The organism is Stenotrophomonas sp. LM091 (assembly GCF_001806305.1).
GTDB lineage: Bacteria > Pseudomonadota > Gammaproteobacteria > Xanthomonadales > Xanthomonadaceae > Stenotrophomonas > Stenotrophomonas bentonitica_A.
This window is the reverse complement of sequence record NZ_CP017483.1, coordinates 2,550,001-2,566,671: the sequence shown is the minus strand read 5'-3', so window position 1 is coordinate 2,566,671 and position 16,671 is coordinate 2,550,001. Positions and strand designations below refer to the sequence as shown.

The 16,671-nt window shown below is 64.1% G+C and carries 9 protein-coding genes and 3 rRNA genes; 4 read left to right on the top strand and 8 right to left on the bottom strand.

Annotation, left to right across the window (positions count from 1 at the left end):
- The first annotated feature begins 273 nt into the window (after nt 1-273).
- Nucleotides 274-3,513 carry a bifunctional proline dehydrogenase/L-glutamate gamma-semialdehyde dehydrogenase PutA gene (gene putA, locus BIZ42_RS11140; RefSeq protein WP_070426472.1) on the top strand — a complete coding sequence of 1,080 codons (3,240 nt, stop codon included), beginning with the start codon at nt 274-276 and terminating at the stop codon, nt 3,511-3,513.
- A gap of 92 nt (nt 3,514-3,605) precedes the next feature.
- On the opposite strand, the gene BIZ42_RS11135 is transcribed toward putA, so the two are convergent.
- Complete coding sequence (locus BIZ42_RS11135; RefSeq protein ID WP_019186001.1) at nt 3,606-4,250, bottom strand: hypothetical protein; 645 nt, start codon at nt 4,248-4,250, stop codon at nt 3,606-3,608.
- Nucleotides 4,251-4,434: 184 nt separating this feature from the next.
- Complete coding sequence (locus BIZ42_RS11130) at nt 4,435-5,778, bottom strand: outer membrane protein transport protein (RefSeq protein ID WP_070426471.1); 1,344 nt, start codon at nt 5,776-5,778, stop codon at nt 4,435-4,437.
- Nucleotides 5,779-6,004: 226 nt separating this feature from the next.
- Here BIZ42_RS11130 and BIZ42_RS11125 point away from each other — a divergent pair, with 226 nt between their 5' ends.
- The gene (locus BIZ42_RS11125; protein WP_019186003.1) at nt 6,005-6,697 is read left to right on the top strand and encodes a rhomboid family intramembrane serine protease; all 693 of its coding nucleotides are present in this window, start codon (nt 6,005-6,007) and stop codon (nt 6,695-6,697) included.
- A 22-nt stretch (nt 6,698-6,719) separates the two neighbouring features.
- On the opposite strand, the gene BIZ42_RS11120 is transcribed toward BIZ42_RS11125, so the two are convergent.
- From BIZ42_RS11120 to BIZ42_RS11110, 3 genes are all read right to left on the bottom strand, one after another.
- Nucleotides 6,720-7,157, bottom strand: a complete 438-nt coding sequence (locus BIZ42_RS11120; RefSeq protein ID WP_070426470.1) for a hypothetical protein — start codon at nt 7,155-7,157, stop codon at nt 6,720-6,722.
- Nucleotides 7,158-7,178: 21 nt separating this feature from the next.
- A complete protein-coding gene (locus tag BIZ42_RS11115) occupies nt 7,179-8,717 on the bottom strand; it encodes a S41 family peptidase (protein ID WP_070426469.1) in 1,539 nt (512 codons plus the stop codon).
- A 127-nt stretch (nt 8,718-8,844) separates the two neighbouring features.
- Nucleotides 8,845-10,269 carry a peptidoglycan DD-metalloendopeptidase family protein gene (locus BIZ42_RS11110; protein WP_156785732.1) on the bottom strand — a complete coding sequence of 475 codons (1,425 nt, stop codon included), beginning with the start codon at nt 10,267-10,269 and terminating at the stop codon, nt 8,845-8,847.
- Between BIZ42_RS11110 and BIZ42_RS11105 the strand changes: the two genes are divergently transcribed.
- Both BIZ42_RS11105 and BIZ42_RS11100 read left to right on the top strand, forming a co-directional pair.
- Nucleotides 10,268-10,930, top strand: coding sequence for a hypothetical protein (locus tag BIZ42_RS11105; RefSeq protein WP_046272917.1), 663 nt, complete (start codon nt 10,268-10,270; stop codon nt 10,928-10,930). The genes BIZ42_RS11110 and BIZ42_RS11105 overlap by 2 nt on opposite strands.
- A gap of 54 nt (nt 10,931-10,984) precedes the next feature.
- Nucleotides 10,985-12,715, top strand: a complete 1,731-nt coding sequence (locus BIZ42_RS11100) for a M28 family metallopeptidase (protein ID WP_070426467.1) — start codon at nt 10,985-10,987, stop codon at nt 12,713-12,715.
- 590 nt (nt 12,716-13,305) lie between these two features.
- On the opposite strand, the gene rrf (BIZ42_RS11095) is transcribed toward BIZ42_RS11100, so the two are convergent.
- The 3 genes from rrf (BIZ42_RS11095) to BIZ42_RS11085 form a co-directional block, all read right to left on the bottom strand.
- A 5S ribosomal RNA gene (gene rrf / locus BIZ42_RS11095) occupies nt 13,306-13,420 on the bottom strand.
- A 130-nt stretch (nt 13,421-13,550) separates the two neighbouring features.
- A 5S ribosomal RNA gene (gene rrf / locus BIZ42_RS11090) occupies nt 13,551-13,665 on the bottom strand.
- 125 nt (nt 13,666-13,790) lie between these two features.
- Nucleotides 13,791-16,667 (bottom strand): 23S ribosomal RNA (locus BIZ42_RS11085).
- Between the last annotated feature and the right edge of the window lie 4 nt (nt 16,668-16,671).

Here is a 16,671-nt window from a genome sequence, read left to right as displayed (position 1 = left end):
GCAACCGCGTTTTTCCTGCCGCGGGAAACGTCTCGATGGTAGCCCCGCTCTCCAGCGAGTAGCAAGGGTCCATTCACAGTTTCAGGAATGTTGCAACACAGCATCGGCTGCGGCGGCCGTTTTGACGAAATCGGCACAATAACTACCAGCCGGCTCGAATCCGCCGAATCCCCCTGTATGAAAGGCTATGCGCCGCATGGGCGCGACCGCAAAAACCGCTTGACTCCCCCAGAAAACGATTAAAATGGTCAAGTTCTCCACGAGCCGACCGGCATGACTGCATCCTCTGTCCTTCCCCCTGCCCCGGCATCGTCCGGCGCTGCCCGCCCGCCGCTGCTCTCTGCTGAGCTGCCGGCGGTTCCCAATGCGTTCCGCCAGGCGATCACCGATGCCTGGTTGAAGGACGAGGCCACCCACGTGCGAGAGCTGCTGGAGCAGGCGCGCCTGCCCGCCGCCGAACAGGCCAGGGTACAGGCCACCGCCGCCGACCTGGTCAAGCGCGTGCGCGTGCGTGCCCAGGACCAGGGCGCGATCGAGGCCTTCATGCGCCAGTACGATCTGGGCAGCGAGGAAGGCGTGCTGCTGATGTGCGTGGCCGAAGCGCTGCTGCGCATTCCGGACCAGGAGACGGCCGACAAGCTGATCCGCGACAAGCTCGGCGACGCGGACTGGAAGAAGCACATGGGCGGCAGCGACTCGGTGCTGGTCAACGCCTCCACCTGGGGCCTGATGCTGACAGGCCGCCTGGTCCAGATCAACGATGCCACCCGCGCCGATGTGCCGGGCGCGTTCAAGCGCCTGATCGGTCGCGTGGGTGAGCCGGTGATCCGCCTGGCAGTGCGCCAGGCGATGAAGATCATGGGCCACCAGTTCGTCATGGGCCGCACCATCGACGAAGCGCTGTCGCGCTCGCACAAGGGCGACAACGCCAGCTACCGCTATTCGTTCGACATGCTCGGCGAAGGCGCGCTGACCATGAAGGACGCCAAGCGTTACCTGGAGGATTACCGTCGCGCGATCCATTCGATCGGCGGTGACCACAAGGCCCGCGGCGGCCGCCCGGACGGCGATGTCAATTCGGCACCGGGCATCTCGATCAAGCTCTCCGCGCTGTACCCGCGCTACGAGCATGCCAAGCGCGCACGCGTGATGGCCGACCTGGTGCCGGGCGTACTGGAACTGGCGCAGCTGGCCAAGTCCTATGGGATCGGCTGCACCGTCGATGCCGAAGAAACCGACCGCCTGGAGCTGTCGCTGGACATCATCGAGACGGTGGTCAGCGATGCCTCGCTCGCCGGCTGGGAAGGCTTCGGCGTGGTCGTGCAGTCGTACCAGAAGCGCACGCCGTACACGATCGACTACCTGGCCGATCTGGCCCGCCGCATCGGTCGTCGCCTGCAGGTGCGCCTGGTCAAGGGCGCCTACTGGGATGCGGAGATCAAGCGCGCGCAGATCGAGGGCCTGCCGGCCTACCCGGTGTTCACCCGCAAGCAGAACACCGACGTGTCCTACCTGGCCTGCGCCAAGCGCCTGTTCACGCACAGCGATGCGATCTACCCGATGTTCGCCACGCACAACGCGCACACCATCGCGGCCGTGCAGGCGATCGCCAAGGGCGGCCAGTACGAGCACCAGAAGCTGCACGGCATGGGCGATGACCTGTATGCCGAAGTGGTGCCGGCCGACCGTCTGAACGTGCCGTGCCGCGTGTACGCGCCGGTCGGTTCGCATGAAGACCTGCTGCCGTACCTGGTGCGCCGCCTGCTCGAAAACGGCGCCAATTCCAGCTTCGTCAACCGCATCACCGACGAGAACGTGGCCATCGACGACCTGATCCGCGATCCGGTGGAAGTGGTCTCCTCGTTCGCGTCCATCCCGCATCCGAAAATCCCGCTGCCGGTCGATCTGCTGCGCAGCCAGAACCATGACAGGAAGAACTCCATGGGCGTCAATCTCGCCAACGACAACGATCTGCGCGCTCTGGCCGAGCAGCTCAATGCGGCCGTGCCCGCGCCGGGTAAGAGCGGGTGGCACGCCGCGCCGCTGGTGCCCGGTGCCAACCCGACCGCTGCGCTGTTGAACGTGACCAACCCGGCCGACACCCGCCAGGTCGTCGGCCAGTGGCAGCCGGCCGACAGTGCCACCGTGGAGAAGGCCCTGGCCAACGCCGTGGCCGCGCAGCCGGCCTGGAACCGCACCCCGGCCGCCAGCCGCGCCGCGATCCTGGAACACGCGGCGGACCAGCTCGAAGCGCGCCTGCCGGAGTTCATGGCACTGTGCGTCAAGGAAGCTGGCAAGAGCCTGCCCGACGGTATTGCCGAAGTGCGCGAAGCGGTCGACTTCCTGCGCTATTACGCCAAGCAGGCACGCGAGCAGTTCGGCCATGCCGAAAAGCTGCCGAGCCCGACCGGTGAATCCAACGAACTGCAGCTGCATGGCCGCGGTGTGTTCGTCTGCATCAGCCCGTGGAACTTCCCGCTGGCGATCTTCCTGGGCCAGGTCAGCGCCGCGCTCGCCGCCGGCAACAGCGTGATCGCCAAGCCGGCCGAACAGACCAACCTGATCGGCTACTACGCGGTGAAGCTGCTGCTCGACGCCGGCGTGCCCGAAGGCGTTGTGCAGTTCCTGCCGGGCGACGGTGCGACCGTCGGCGCCGCGCTGACCGCCGACCCGCGCGTGGCCGGCGTGGCCTTCACCGGCTCGACCGATACCGCCCGTGCGATCAACCGTGCGATGGCCGCGCGCGACGCCGCGATCGGTGTGCTGATCGCCGAAACCGGCGGCCAGAACGCCTTCATCGCCGACTCCTCGGCGCTGCCAGAGCAGCTGGTCAAGGATGCGATCGGGTCGGCCTTCACCTCCGCCGGCCAGCGCTGCTCGGCCGCGCGCGTGCTGTTCGTGCAGGACGACATCGCCGACAAGGTGATGACCATGCTGTCCGGCGCGATGGCCGAGCTGAAGGTCGGTGACCCGGGCCTGCTCTCCACGGACGTCGGCCCGGTGATCGATGCCGATGCGCTGCAGATCCTCAAGGACCATGCCGTGCGCATGGAGAAGGAAACGCGCCTGATCGCCGCTGCCACGCTCAGCGACGAAGCGGCACACGGCACCTTCTTCGCACCGCGTGCTTACGAGCTGAAGAACCTGGATCAGCTGCACAAGGAAATCTTCGGACCGGTGCTGCACGTGATCCGCTGGAAGGGCGACCAGCTCGATGCGGTGATCGACCAGATCAACGCCACCGGCTACGGCCTGACCCTGGGCGTGCATTCGCGCATCGATGAAACCGTGGACCGCATTTCCTCGCGCATCAATGTCGGCAACGTGTACGTCAACCGCAACCAGATCGGCGCGGTGGTCGGCGTGCAGCCGTTCGGCGGCCAGGGCCTGTCCGGTACCGGCCCGAAGGCCGGCGGCCCGCACTACCTGCTGCGCTTCGCCACCGAAAAAACGGTCACCGTGAACACCACGGCGGCCGGCGGCAATGCCTCGCTGCTGACCCTGGGCGACTGATTCCAGCGCACATGCGTTGAACGAAAAACCCCGCGAAAGCGGGGTTTTTCGTGGCCTGGAAGCTGGCACAGATTGCCGGCCAGCGGCCGGCACTACTGCTCGATGGACTCGATCTCATCGCGCATCAGCAGTTCGCTGCCCATGTAGCGCTCGAACTTGATGCGGCCGAAGCCGGCGGCGTACCACGCCTCGATACGGTTGTCTTCGAAGGTCGCCGTGACATGGCAGGTATCCTTGAACGTCCGCGGCTGGTCGCCGACTTCCGTCTCCAGATCTTCGAAGCCGACGAAGGTGTAATCGGAGAAGCCGTCGTAGTCGATCGGCTCGACCGTCTCGTCGACATGGTTCGTGCGCTCGCCCTTGCCGTTGACCTCGAACCGATCGCCTGGCTTGGCGCTCTGCGGGAACGTCGGCGCAGGCTTGAAGATGTCGGTCATCACCGGCCTGGACGCGTCGCCACCCCAAGCGGAAATGCCCAGGCGCTCCTGGCCGAGAAGCTGGCGCCCGCTGGCGTCGTAATAGCTGGCCGTGCCAACCCCACCACCGGCGCTGCTCACCTTGATCGCCTCCTGCCCGGCGAACGTGGCCTTCTCGATGGTCAGCGTTTCATCGCTGCTGGACCACGACAGGCCCGGGGTCAAGGTAAAACAGGCGGCGAACTCCGGCGCGGCGATGGCGGGCAGCGAGAGACCGGCCAGGCCAAGCGCAAGCGTGGAGCGCAGCAGCAGAGACGACATATACAGATCCTTGTCAGTAGGCACGGGACGGCAGGGGCGCAGTCCGGGCGGGGATTGTACGTCGTGATCGCGGATCCCACCGTGCTGCGGCAGTCGATCCGCAAGCGCCTCAACGCGACCAACAAAAAACCCCGCTTTCGCGGGGTTTTCTGCTGCTGCGTTCAACCGTTCAGTGCTGCGTCGATCAGAACTTGTAGTTGAACGACGCGGCCAGCACGTCGCCACGGACCTTGTACTTGCCGTTGAGCGAGTTGCCCTGGTTGTTGGTGGTGCCACCGATGATCACGTCCGGATCCTTGGTGAACAGGTGGGTGTAACCGAAGTTGTATTCGGTGTTCGCCGACGGGGTCCAGCCCACGCCCAGCGACAGCCACTTGCGGCTGGTATCGGGCACGCGCACGTCGCGGTGAGCGTTGGTGGTCGGGGTCTGGTCCAGCGCGATACCGCCACGCAGGGTCACCGTGTCGCTCAGCTTGTAATCGGTACCCAGCGAGACGAAGGTCGTATCGCGGTAGCCGAACTCCAGCACCGAATCAGGCTGCGCCGACGCGAAGTCGATGGTGACCTGGTCGAACGCGGTCGACCAGGCAGTGCGGGTGACATCACCCATCACGGTCCAGCGGTCGTTGACGTTGTGGGTGACGCTCAGGGTGGCCGAGGCCGGCAGGGTCAGCGTGGCCTTGCCCGAGGTGCTCACGAAGCGGCCCGGCTGGGCGACGGCCAGCACGGCAGCAGCGTTCTGCGGCACATCGAAGGTGGCATCGCCGCCGGTGATCTTGTGCTCGACCTTGGAACGGTAGCTGATGCCGATGTGGGTGTTTTCATCGGGGCTGAACAAGCCACCGACGGTCCAGCCCACGGCATTGTTGTCACCTTCCACGGTCAACTTGCCGTCGGCGCTGCCCGGGGCGAAGCCCGGCACGCGCGACTGCGCCAGCGCGGTGCCGAAGTCGATCTGGTTGCTCAGCTCGATGGTCAGGTGCTCGACGAACACGGACGCACCGAAGGACACGTACGGGTTGACGTCATACGAAGCCGCGAAGCCCAGGTCGATGGCCTTCATGTCGGTCTTCAGGCCGCTGTAACGGCCGACCCAGCCATTGTCGTAATCGGTCTTGAAGCCGAACGGGGCGGTCAGCGAGACGCCGAAGTGGGCCTTTTCGCCGATCGGCATATGGAAGTAGGCGGCCGGAACCGGGGCGATCATGCCGGCGTCGCCGCCGTCACCGCCGGTCTGCGGCTGGCCGGTCGGCTTGCGGCCGGTGCCCTTGAACTTGGCCGAGAAGCTGATGGCGCTCAGGTCGCCCTGGACCTGCATGCCCTCGAGCTGGCGCATGCCGGCCGGGTTGACGGCCATGATCGAGGCGTCGCCGGCGGCGCTGCCGGAACCGGCGAAGGCGCGGCCGAGGCCCTTGGCGCTGTTTTCCTTCAGCTGGAAGGCGGCAGCGTGGACGTGGCCCACGGCCAGGACACCGGCAATGCCGACGGCCAGAGCGGTGACGCGGGCAAGAGTGGAAGCGGTATGCATTGTTGGTTCTCTCCGGAAAGCGGTGATGTTGGCAACGCGCGCCTGCGCCGCCCCTCCCCTTGATGGGTCAGGACAACGCGCCGGATTCCCCTCCCGACATACGACGCCGTATGCGAGTATACCGAGAGCGGTTAATGAAACAATAACGTGCGTCGCCCTTGTGGCTATTCATGCTGAACACGACATATCCCCGTCAGGTCAGCCTCCGCGCTAGGCTAGTGCCCGCATGTTCGTGTCGACCCCCTCCCGCAAGAAAGCCGCCTACCGCTGGGCCACCCCCCTGCTGTTCGCGGCGCTGTGGGTCGCGTTCCTGTGGTCGATCTCCCGGCCGGACGACGCCCGGCGCAGCCTGTGGATGGACTGGGGCGCGCTTTCCACCGGCCTGACCCACCCGCTGGATTGGTGGGCGACCCTGCAGGACGGCAGCGTGCTGCGGCTGTTCACCGCGCTGTTCCTGCATGCGGACTGGTCGCACCTGCTGGGCAACCTGGTGTTCCTGCTGATCTTCGGGCTGCCGGCCGAGCGCGTGCTGGGCCCGTGGCGGCTGATGCTGCTGTTCCTGGTCGGCGGGGCGATCTCGAATCTGACCGCGATCTACACCATGGGCAGCCCGGACCAGATCATCATCGGGGCCAGCGGCGCGGTGTCGGCCCTGATCGGCGCCTATCTGGCGCTGTTCCCGGGCGCGCGGCTGGGCGTGGTGATTCCGCTGGGCCTGTTCCTGGAATTCGTGCGTGCGCCGGCCTATCTGCTGATCGGTGTCTGGGCGGCGCTGCAGGTGGTCTTCGCCTACATCGGCCCGACCTTCGGCATGGTCGCCTGGTGGGCCCACATCGCCGGCTTCGTGTTCGGGCTCGGCTATGGCGTGTATGTGCGTGCGGCGATCGCGCGGCGGCTGCGCAAGCGGCACGGGTTTTGATATCGGGGACGGCGCGTTCGCGTCAGTCCGAGCGAGAGACAGCCCCCGAGGGGTCCAGCGAAGCGATCAGCAATTCGTTGTGATGCGTATCGAAAACTAGCGTGCGCCCATCTGGCGACGCAACGAAGTACTCGAAGAACGGTAGTGCTTCCAGCAACGCGATGAGCTCATCCCGACCCAGCACCCACATCGGCCAAGGCGCGGGTTCCTCGTCGGTTGCGACCAGCACTACTTCTTCCAGTGGCAGCGCGGTCAGCACTTCGTTGAGGAGAGCCAATCCGGCGCTGCCATCTTCATACGGCATCCTGCGGGGCGGGCGGGAGAGCCCGGCCCACCAGTAGACGCGATCGCCATCGATGCCATGGAGCGCGGCCACAGTGCCCAATTGCATTGCCCTCTCGTCTTCGGATAGCGCGGCGGAGCGGGTCAATGCCGCGATCTGATCAAACAGGTCCGTCATGGCGAGTATTGGGTGGCTTGGTCAGGGCTTGATCGGTGCCGTCGAGGCCGGAGCTGCCGGCTTGGTCTCTGCCGGCTTGGTCTCTGCCGGCTTGGTCTCTGCCGGCTTGGTCTCTGCCGGCTTGGTCTCTGCCGGCTTGGTCTCTGCCGGCTTAGTCTCTGCCGGCTTCGTATCTGCCGGCTTCGCCTCTACCGGCTTGACCGCTGCCGCTGACGGCTTGGCCGCCGGCTTCTTCGCCGCCTCCGCCTTCTGCCTGGCCAGCACCGAACCCGGTTGCTTCAACTCGGCCAGGGCATCGTTGATCGGGCCATCGCCCGGCAGCACGTCACCGGCCTTGTAGCCTTCGGTGCCTTCCTCGTCACCGCGCAGGTGGCCGGGCAGCGTGGCTTCGCTGTAGTCGGTGAGGCTCGCCGGCAGGTCATCATCACCGGCACGCTTTTCCGGTTGCAGCAGCACATCGGGAATGATGCCGGTGGCCTGGATCGACTTGCCGCTTGGCGTGAAATACCGCGCGGTGGTGAGTTTCACCGAGTCCCCGTTGTCCAGCGGCAGTACGGTCTGCACCGAGCCCTTGCCGAAGGTGCGGCTGCCGACCACGCGCGCGCGGCCGTTGTCGCGCAGGGCGCCGGCCAGCACCTCGGAGGCACTGGCCGAGCCGGCGTCGGCCAGCACCACGACCGGCGCGCCCTTGAGCAGATCGCCCGGCGTTGCATCGAAACGGGCATCGCTGATCGAGATGCGGCCACGGGTACTGACGATGTTGCCCTTCTCGAGCAGGTCGTCGGCTACCTGTACGGCGGCGGTCAGCAGGCCACCCGGGTTGCTGCGCAGGTCCAGCACCAGCCCCTTGAGCTTGCCACCAGCCTGCTGCTGCAACTGGGCAACGTGCTTCTGGAAATCGGCACCGGTGTCGGCCTGGAAGGTACTCAGGCGGATGTAGCCGTAACCAGGTTCAAGCATCCGGCTGCGCACGCTGGTCACGCGGATGGTCTCGCGGGTGACGCTGACATCGAACGGCTTGGGCTTGCCCTCGCGCACCAGGGTCAGCACGACCTTGGTGCCGGCCACGCCGCGCAGCGGCTCGGTGGCCTCGATCGCACTGATCGGCTTGCCGTCGATGGCGATGATCAGGTCGCCAGCGAGGATGCCCGCGCGTGCGGCCGGGGTGTCGTCGATCGGCGAGATCACTTTCAGGCTGCTGTTGTCGGGCTGCTGCTGCAGCTCCACGCCGATGCCGTCGTAGGCGCCGTTGGCCTGCTCATCGAAGGCTTCGGCGTCTTCCTTGTCGAAATAGGTGCTGTGCGGATCCAGATCCAGCAGCAGGCCACGGATGGCGGACTGCATCAGCTTCTTGTCATCGACCGGGTCGACGTAGGCGGCGCGCACTGCGTTGTACACGGCCACATAGCGGCGGATCTCTTCCAACGGAACCCGTGAGGTCACCGCTTCTTCCGTGGTGGCCGCATCGGCCCCGCGTGCCGGCGCTTCGGCGGTCTGCTGCGCCCAGGACACCGCGGGCAACAGGGCCAGCAGCAAGGTGGCGGAACGGGCTACGCGCATGAAGCACTCCAGGATGAGCGGGGGACGGTTGAGCCACGCACCGGGGTGCGTCGCCCGATTATGCGCGAAGCGACGATAAATTCCCGTTGAACCCCGCCCCTGGCGGTGCGCTGCTGTTGTGCGCGGTTTATCGCCGCTGCAGCCAGCTGCCCGGGTCGACCGGCTGGCCATTGCGGCGCAGCTCGAAGTACAGCGCGGTCACGCCCTGCCCACCCGAGTTACCGACCTTGGCCACGGCCTCGCCCTTCTTCACCGTGGCGCCGGCATCACGCAGCAGGGTGTCGTTGTGGGCGTACAGGCTCATGTAGCCGTTGCCGTGGTCGACGATCAGGATCATGCCGTAGCCGGTCATCCAGTCGGAGAACACCACGGTGCCATCGGCGACGGCGGTGATCGTGCTGCCCGCTGGCGCACCGATCAGCACGCCGCTGCTGGTGCGGCCATCGGGCAGCTTGCCGCCATAGCGGGCGAGCAGATTGCCGGACAGCGGCCAGCCCAGGCCGCCCACCTTCGGGGCCGGTGCGGAAGCGACCGCAGGGGGCGTCTTGGTCGCCCGCGGCGGCGGCCGCGTGCCACTGGCGGCAGCAGCGCGATCAGCCTTCTCGGCAGCGGCTTTTTCCGCAGCGGCCCGGCGCGCGGCAGCGCGCCGTTCCGCCTCGGCACGTGCAGCGGCGGCACGCAGATTCGCGAGCAGCGTTTCCAGTGCCTTGGCGTCCTGGCCCAGCGCCTTCTCACGCTCGCTGCGGTCCTTGTAGCGCTCATCCAGCGTGGCAACCGTGGCCGCCCGCTCGCGGCGGTCATCGGCCAACGTGGCCACCTGCTGTTTCTGCTGTTGGCGGGTGCCTTCCAGCGCCTTGCGCCGCTCGACGATCTCCGCCTCCACGCGCTGCAGTTCGGTGAGGTCGGCCGTCAGCGACTGGATCCGCTGCGCGCGCTCGCGCTGCAGGTAGCGGTGGTAGGCCAGGCTGCGGTTCGCATCGGCAACACGGTCCTGCGACAGCAGCAGCTTCAGCGGTGCGTTGTTGCCGATGCGATAGGCCGCGCGCAGCAGCGAGGCCAGCTCCGTGCGCTGCTGTTCCAGCCCGGCCTGCAGCGCATCGCGCTTGGCCTGCAGTTCGTTCATGGCGCGGGTTTCGCGCTGCAGCGCGGTTTCGGTCTGGGCCAGTACGCGCCCGGTGCGGGCCACCTTCTCATCGGCTTCGCGCAGCTGGCGCGATGCCTGCCCACGCTGGCCTTCCAGCGTCCGCCGTTCCTGGGCCACGCCCTTGAGCTCGCTGCGCAGCTTCTGCAGCTTGCGCTCGGCCTCCTTGGACGATTGCGCGGCCAGCGGGCTGGCGCCGAGCACGGCCACTGCCAGCACGAGGGCACGCAACGCCGGGCTCAGCCACTGCGTGCGACCGCGTCCATCGGTCGGATTGTTATCCCGGCGTGAGGAAAAGGCGTTGTGGCGCAAGGGCTTTCCAGTGACTTCAGGCAGATGCGGATTGCAACGATGCATGGTGACATTCCTGCAGGCGGCCTGCCAGCCGCGCTCCACCATCGAGGTTCCCATGAAACGCTCCCTGCTCCCGCTGCTGCTGGCCCTGACGCTGCCCTGTGCGCCGGCCTTGGCAAGCGACAACATCAGCAAGGTCAACGGCAGCATCTCCGCCGAAGCCGGTCAGACCTACGGCAATCTGGAGACCGTCAACGGCGGCATCAAGGTCGCCGAAGGCGCTGTGACGGGTCGTATCGAAACCGTCAACGGCGGCATCCGCGTGGCTGATCGCGCGCGCACCGGGGGAATATCCACGGTCAACGGCAGCGTGCGGGTCGGACGCGAAGTGATTGCCAGCGGCGGCGTGGACACCGTCAACGGCGGCATCTTCCTGGACCGTGGTACCCAGATCGACGGCAGCCTTGAAACCGTCAACGGCAGCATCGGCCTGGTCGAAACGCGCGTGGCGCGCGGCATCGAGACCGTCAACGGAGACATCACCGTTGGCGTGGGCTCGCAGGTGGAGGGCGGGATCGAGGTCAAGAAACCGAACTTCAACCTGTCGCTGACGCCCGGCCGCAAGCCGCGCGTGATCATCGGCCCGAACGCGTCGGTCAACGGACCGCTGCAGTTCGAGCGCGAGGTCACCCTGTACGTGCACCGCACGGCCCGCGTCGGACCGGTCAGTGGCGCGGTGGCCGTTCCCTTCGATACCGACACCGCGCCGCAGGATTGATATTGTGGCTGCTGGTGCCGCACGCACCCGCCTTTCCCGTTCCAGGAACCGATGATGCCCCGCAAACTTCTGTTGTGCCTTGCCGCTGCCGCTGCGTTGACCGCGTGCAAGGGCGAATCCGCCGCGCCCACCGCGGCCCCCGCCACCGACGCGGCACCGACCGCGCCGGGCCATGCGTTCTCGCCCGAGATCAATGCCGGCGACTTCGCCGAGCTGGTCAAGACCCTGGCCTCGGATGAGTTCGAAGGCCGTTCGCCGGGCAGCAAGGGCGAAGAGTTGACCGTCAATTACATCCGCGACCAGATGCAGCGCATCGGCCTGCAGCCGGGCAACGGCGACAGCTGGTTCCAGGACGTGGCGATGACCGAGACCACCGCCGATGAGTCGACCGTGCTCAAGCTGGACCAGGCCGGCAAGACCCGCGAGCTGACCTTCGGCACCGACATGGTGATCGGCACCCGCAGCGGCCAGCCGGAGGTGAAGGTCCAGGACAGCGATCTGGTGTTCGTGGGCTACGGTGTGGACGCACCGGAGCAGAAGTGGAACGACTATGCCGGCCAGGACTGGAAGGGCAAGACGGTCGTGATGTTCGTCAACGACCCGGGCTTCCACGTCAACGACGAGAAGCTGTTCGACGGCAAGCGCATGACCTATTACGGCCGCTGGACCTACAAGTTCGAGGAGGCCGCACGCAAGGGCGCTGCTGCCGCACTGATCGTGCACGACACCGCCGGTGCGTCGTACGGCTGGGACGTGGTCAAGAACTCGTGGGCCGGCCCGCAGTACGACCTGCCGGCCAAGGATGATCCGGAAGCGCGCCTGCCCGCACAGGGCTGGTTGAGCGCCGAGGCCGCGCGTCAGCTGTTCGCCGAGGCCGGCCTGGACCTGGACAAGGCCTACAAGGACGCCAGCAAGCGCGGCTTCAAGCCGGTCCCGCTGAAGGCCAAGGTCTCCTTCGACCTGAAGAGCACCATCGCCGAGAAGAAGTCGCGCAACGTGGTCGGCGTCCTGCCCGGCAGCAAGCGGGCCGACGAGGCCGTGCTGTACATGGCGCACTGGGATCACCTGGGCAAGCACGAGGGTGAGCAGGGCGACAACATCTACAACGGTGCCGTCGACAACGCGACCGGCGTGGCCGGCATCCTGGAAGTCGCTGACGCGATGGTCCACCAGCAGCCGGCACCGGAGCGTTCGGTGGTGTTCCTGGCGGTGACGCTGGAAGAGTCCGGCCTGCTCGGCTCGAAGTACTACGTCAGCCACCCGACCTTCCCGCTGGACAAGATCGCCGGCGTGATCAACATCGATGCGATGTCGGTGGCCGGCCGCGCCAAGGACATGACCGTGACCGGTTTCGGCAGCTCCGAGCTGGAGGACATCCTCAAGCCGCTGGCCGCGAATCAGGGCCGCACCCTGCACGGCGAGACCGCGGTGCAGAGCGGCTTCTACTTCCGTTCGGATCATTTCAACTTCGCCAAGGCGGGGGTGCCGGCGCTGTATGCCGACGGTGGTGAGGATCTGCGCGACGGCGGTGTCGAGGCTGGCCGCAAGGCGGCCGAAGACTACGGCAGCCACCGTTACCACGGCCCCAAGGATGAGTTCGATCCGGCCACCTGGAAGCTGGACGGCACGGTCGAGGACCTGCAGCTGCTGTACGGGGTTGGCAAGGAACTGGCCGGCGGCGATCGTTGGCCGAACTGGTACGAAGGCAATCCGTTCAAGGCGGCACGCGATGCGATGATGAAGGGCAAGGGCGCTGAGGCGCCGGCCGCGGAGTCTGCGCGCTGAGCGGTTGGTTGCAGTGACGTGATCTTTGCTTCATGAAAACGGCGCCTTTCGGGGCGCCGTTTTTTTGCAGCGGCGGCTGGGTTGGTCGGGCGGTGGGTCGCGATACCCTTGCCGGCGAATGTCCCCCGGGGTCGGCCTGTGGCCGCCCCCTCCTCCTTGAGTTCGCCCACAAGGGCATCGCGACCCACGTGTGGAGACCACTGGCGCCGCACAGCAGCAGCGCGATCAGCGAGTGTGGATTGATTTGTCAGTCCTCACACAGCACGCGGAGCGCCGTAGCGGCCGGTAGGCGCCTGGGCAAAATCAAGGAGGGGGGCGTCGCCGTCAGGCGGCGGCCGGGGGACATTTGCCGAGGGGCCTGCCGGTCGCTACGCGGGCCTTACGCTCGCGGAAGATGCAAGCGGAGACGCCACCATTCCCAAACCGCAGAACTGCCCAGCGAGACCCGCCGCACTACTGCTCAGCGAGACCCGCCGCACTACTGCATGACCGTGCTCATCTGCTGTGGCACGTGAAATGAGACGCTCCCATCCGTTGGGAGAAGGACAAAAAAAACCCCGCTGCGTGAGCAGCGGGGTTCTGGGTGTAAACCCTGGCGATGACCTACTCTCGCATGGCTTAGGCCACACTACCATCGGCGCAGCTGCGTTTCACTTCCGAGTTCGGGATGGGATCGGGTGGTGCCACAGCGCTAATTTCACCAGGGAGACGGTTGGAGCAGCGCGATGCGCCAGCTCAGCAGAGGTCTCTTCCGAGAAACAGATGCCTGCAAAAACCAGGTGCCTGCAATAAAAGAAAACCCCGCTGCGTGAGCAGCGGGGTTTTCGGGTAAAAACCCTGGCGATGACCTACTCTCGCATGGCTTAGGCCACACTACCATCGGCGCAGCTGCGTTTCACTTCCGAGTTCGGGATGGGATCGGGTGGTGCCACAGCGCTAATTTCACCAGGGAGACAGTTGGAGCGTCGCCATCCTAAAGAAACGGATAAGGCGCCTGCCTCTCGTAAGTCTTGTGACGTAGCGTGCACTTGGGATCTATCGACATGTCATGTCGGCCAAGGCAACTTGAGGTTATATGGTCAAGCCACACGGATCATTAGTATCAGTTAGCTCAATACATTGCTGTACTTACACACCTGACCTATCAACCACATAGTCTATATGGTTCCTTCAGGGGCTTGTGCCCCGGGAGATCTCATCTTGAGGCGCGCTTCCCGCTTAGATGCTTTCAGCGGTTATCGCTTCCGAACATAGCTACCCGGCAATGCCACTGGCGTGACAACCGGAACACCAGAGGTTCGTCCACTCCGGTCCTCTCGTACTAGGAGCAGCCCCTCTCAAATCTCCAACGCCCATGGCAGATAGGGACCGAACTGTCTCACGACGTTCTGAACCCAGCTCGCGTACCACTTTAAATGGCGAACAGCCATACCCTTGGGACCGACTACAGCCCCAGGATGTGATGAGCCGACATCGAGGTGCCAAACACCGCCGTCGATATGAACTCTTGGGCGGTATCAGCCTGTTATCCCCGGAGTACCTTTTATCCGTTGAGCGATGGCCCTTCCATACAGAACCACCGGATCACTAAGTCCTAGTTTCCTACCTGCTTGATCCGTCGATCTTGCAGTCAAGCACGCTTATGCCTTTGCACACAGTGCGCGATGTCCGACCGCGCTGAGCGTACCTTCGAGCTCCTCCGTTACTCTTTAGGAGGAGACCGCCCCAGTCAAACTACCCACCATACACGGTCCCCGATCCAGATTATGGACCTAGGTTAGAACGTCAAGCACGACAGGGTGGTATTTCAAGGATGGCTCCACCACAGCTAGCGCCATGGTTTCATAGCCTCCCACCTATCCTACACAGACGAACTCAACGTTCAGTGTAAAGCTATAGTAAAGGTTCACGGGGTCTTTCCGTCTTGCCACGGGAACGCTGCATCTTCACAGCGATTTCAATTTCACTGAGTCTCGGGTGGAGACAGCGCCGCTGTCGTTACGCCATTCGTGCAGGTCGGAACTTACCCGACAAGGAATTTCGCTACCTTAGGACCGTTATAGTTACGGCCGCCGTTTACTGGGGCTTCGATCAAGAGCTTCGCCTTGCGGCTGACCCCATCAATTAACCTTCCAGCACCGGGCAGGCGTCACACCCTATACGTCCACTTTCGTGTTTGCAGAGTGCTGTGTTTTTGATAAACAGTCGCAGCGGCCTGGTTACTGCGGCCCTCTTCAGCTATAGCTCGCATGAGCCACCAAAAAGGGCGCACCTTCTCCCGAAGTTACGGTGCCATGTTGCCTAGTTCCTTCACCCGAGTTCTCTCAAGCGCCTGAGAATTCTCATCCTACCCACCTGTGTCGGTTTACGGTACGGTCTGCGTAAGCTGAAGCTTAGGAGCTTTTCCTGGAAGCGTGGTATCAGTGACTTCGCCTTAAAGGCTCGTCTCGGTGCTCGGTCTTAAAGGATCCCGGATTTGCCAAAGATCCAAACCTACCGCCTTTCCCCGGACAACCAACGCCGGGTACACCTAACCTTCTCCGTCCCTCCATCGCACTTACGCGAGGTGCAGGAATATTAACCTGCTTCCCATCGACTACGACTTTCGTCCTCGCCTTAGGGGCCGACTCACCCTGCGCCGATTAACGTTGCGCAAGGAAACCTTGGGCTTTCGGCGTGCGGGTTTTTCACCCGCATTATCGTTACTCATGTCAGCATTCGCACTTCCGATACCTCCAGCAGACTTCTCAATCCACCTTCAACGGCTTACGGAACGCTCCTCTACCGCGTACATATAAATATGCACACCCCAAGCTTCGGTTCACTGCTTAGCCCCGTTAAATCTTCCCCGCAGACCGACTCGACCAGTGAGCTATTACGCTTTCTTTAAAGGGTGGCTGCTTCTAAGCCAACCTCCTGGCTGTCTGTGCCTTTCCACATGGTTTTCCACTTAGCAGTGAATTTGGGACCTTAGCTGTGGGTCTGGGTTGTTTCCCTTTTCACGACGGACGTTAGCACCCGCCGTGTGTCTCCCATACAGTCCGTCTCGGTATTCGGAGTTTGCAATGGTTTGGTAAGTCGCGATGACCCCCTAGCCATAACAGTGCTCTACCCCCGAGAGGATACATATGAGGCGCTACCTAAATAGCTTTCGAGGAGAACCAGCTATCTCCGGGTTCGATTAGCTTTTCACTCCTAATCACAGCTCATCCCCGTCTTTTGCAACAGACGTGGGTTCGGGCCTCCAGTACCTGTTACGGCACCTTCACCCTGGCCATGACTAGATCACCCGGTTTCGGGTCTACTGCCCGCGACTATGCGCCCTTATCAGACTCGGTTTCCCTTCGCCTCCCCTATACGGTTAAGCTTGCCACGAACAGTAAGTCGCTGACCCATTATACAAAAGGTACGCAGTCACTCTTTCGAGCTCCTACTGCTTGTACGCACACGGTTTCAGGATCTATTTCACTCCCCTCTCCGGGGTTCTTTTCGCCTTTCCCTCACGGTACTGGTTCACTATCGGTCGGTCAGTAGTATTTAGCCTTGGAGGATGGTCCCCCCATGTTCAGACAGGGTTTCACGTGCCCCGCCCTACTCGTCTTCACTGGAGTGGCCCTTTTAAATACAGGGCTATCACCTTCTATGGCCAGCCGTTCCAGGCTGTTTTTCTAGAACCATTCCAGCTTAAGGGCTAGTCCCCGTTCGCTCGTCGCTACTCAGGGAATCTCGGTTGATTTCTTTTCCTCTGGTTACTTAGATATTTCAGTTCACCAGGTTCGCTTCCAGCAGCTATGTATTCACTGCAGGATACCCGCAAGCGGGTGGGTTTCCCCATTCGGACATTACCGGATCAAAGCTTGTTGCCAGCTCCCCGATACTTTTCGCAGGCTGCCACGTCCTTCATCGCCTCTGACCGCCAAGGCATCCACCGTGTGCGCTTATTCGCTTGACCATAT

What these genes read in the sequence shown, in the direction of transcription:
- putA (WP_070426472.1), top strand. Translation starts at nt 274, where the DNA reads ATGACTGCATCCTCTGTCCTTCCCCCTGCCCCGGCATCGTCCGGCGCT.
- BIZ42_RS11110 (WP_156785732.1), bottom strand. Translation starts at nt 10,269, where the DNA reads ATGGGAACCTCGATGGTGGAGCGCGGCTGGCAGGCCGCCTGCAGGAAT.
- BIZ42_RS11130 (WP_070426471.1), bottom strand. Translation starts at nt 5,778, where the DNA reads ATGCATACCGCTTCCACTCTTGCCCGCGTCACCGCTCTGGCCGTCGGC.
- BIZ42_RS11135 (WP_019186001.1), bottom strand. Translation starts at nt 4,250, where the DNA reads ATGTCGTCTCTGCTGCTGCGCTCCACGCTTGCGCTTGGCCTGGCCGGT.
- BIZ42_RS11105 (WP_046272917.1), top strand. Translation starts at nt 10,268, where the DNA reads ATGAAACGCTCCCTGCTCCCGCTGCTGCTGGCCCTGACGCTGCCCTGT.
- BIZ42_RS11120 (WP_070426470.1), bottom strand. Translation starts at nt 7,157, where the DNA reads ATGACGGACCTGTTTGATCAGATCGCGGCATTGACCCGCTCCGCCGCG.
- BIZ42_RS11125 (WP_019186003.1), top strand. Translation starts at nt 6,005, where the DNA reads ATGTTCGTGTCGACCCCCTCCCGCAAGAAAGCCGCCTACCGCTGGGCC.
- BIZ42_RS11100 (WP_070426467.1), top strand. Translation starts at nt 10,985, where the DNA reads ATGCCCCGCAAACTTCTGTTGTGCCTTGCCGCTGCCGCTGCGTTGACC.
- BIZ42_RS11115 (WP_070426469.1), bottom strand. Translation starts at nt 8,717, where the DNA reads ATGCGCGTAGCCCGTTCCGCCACCTTGCTGCTGGCCCTGTTGCCCGCG.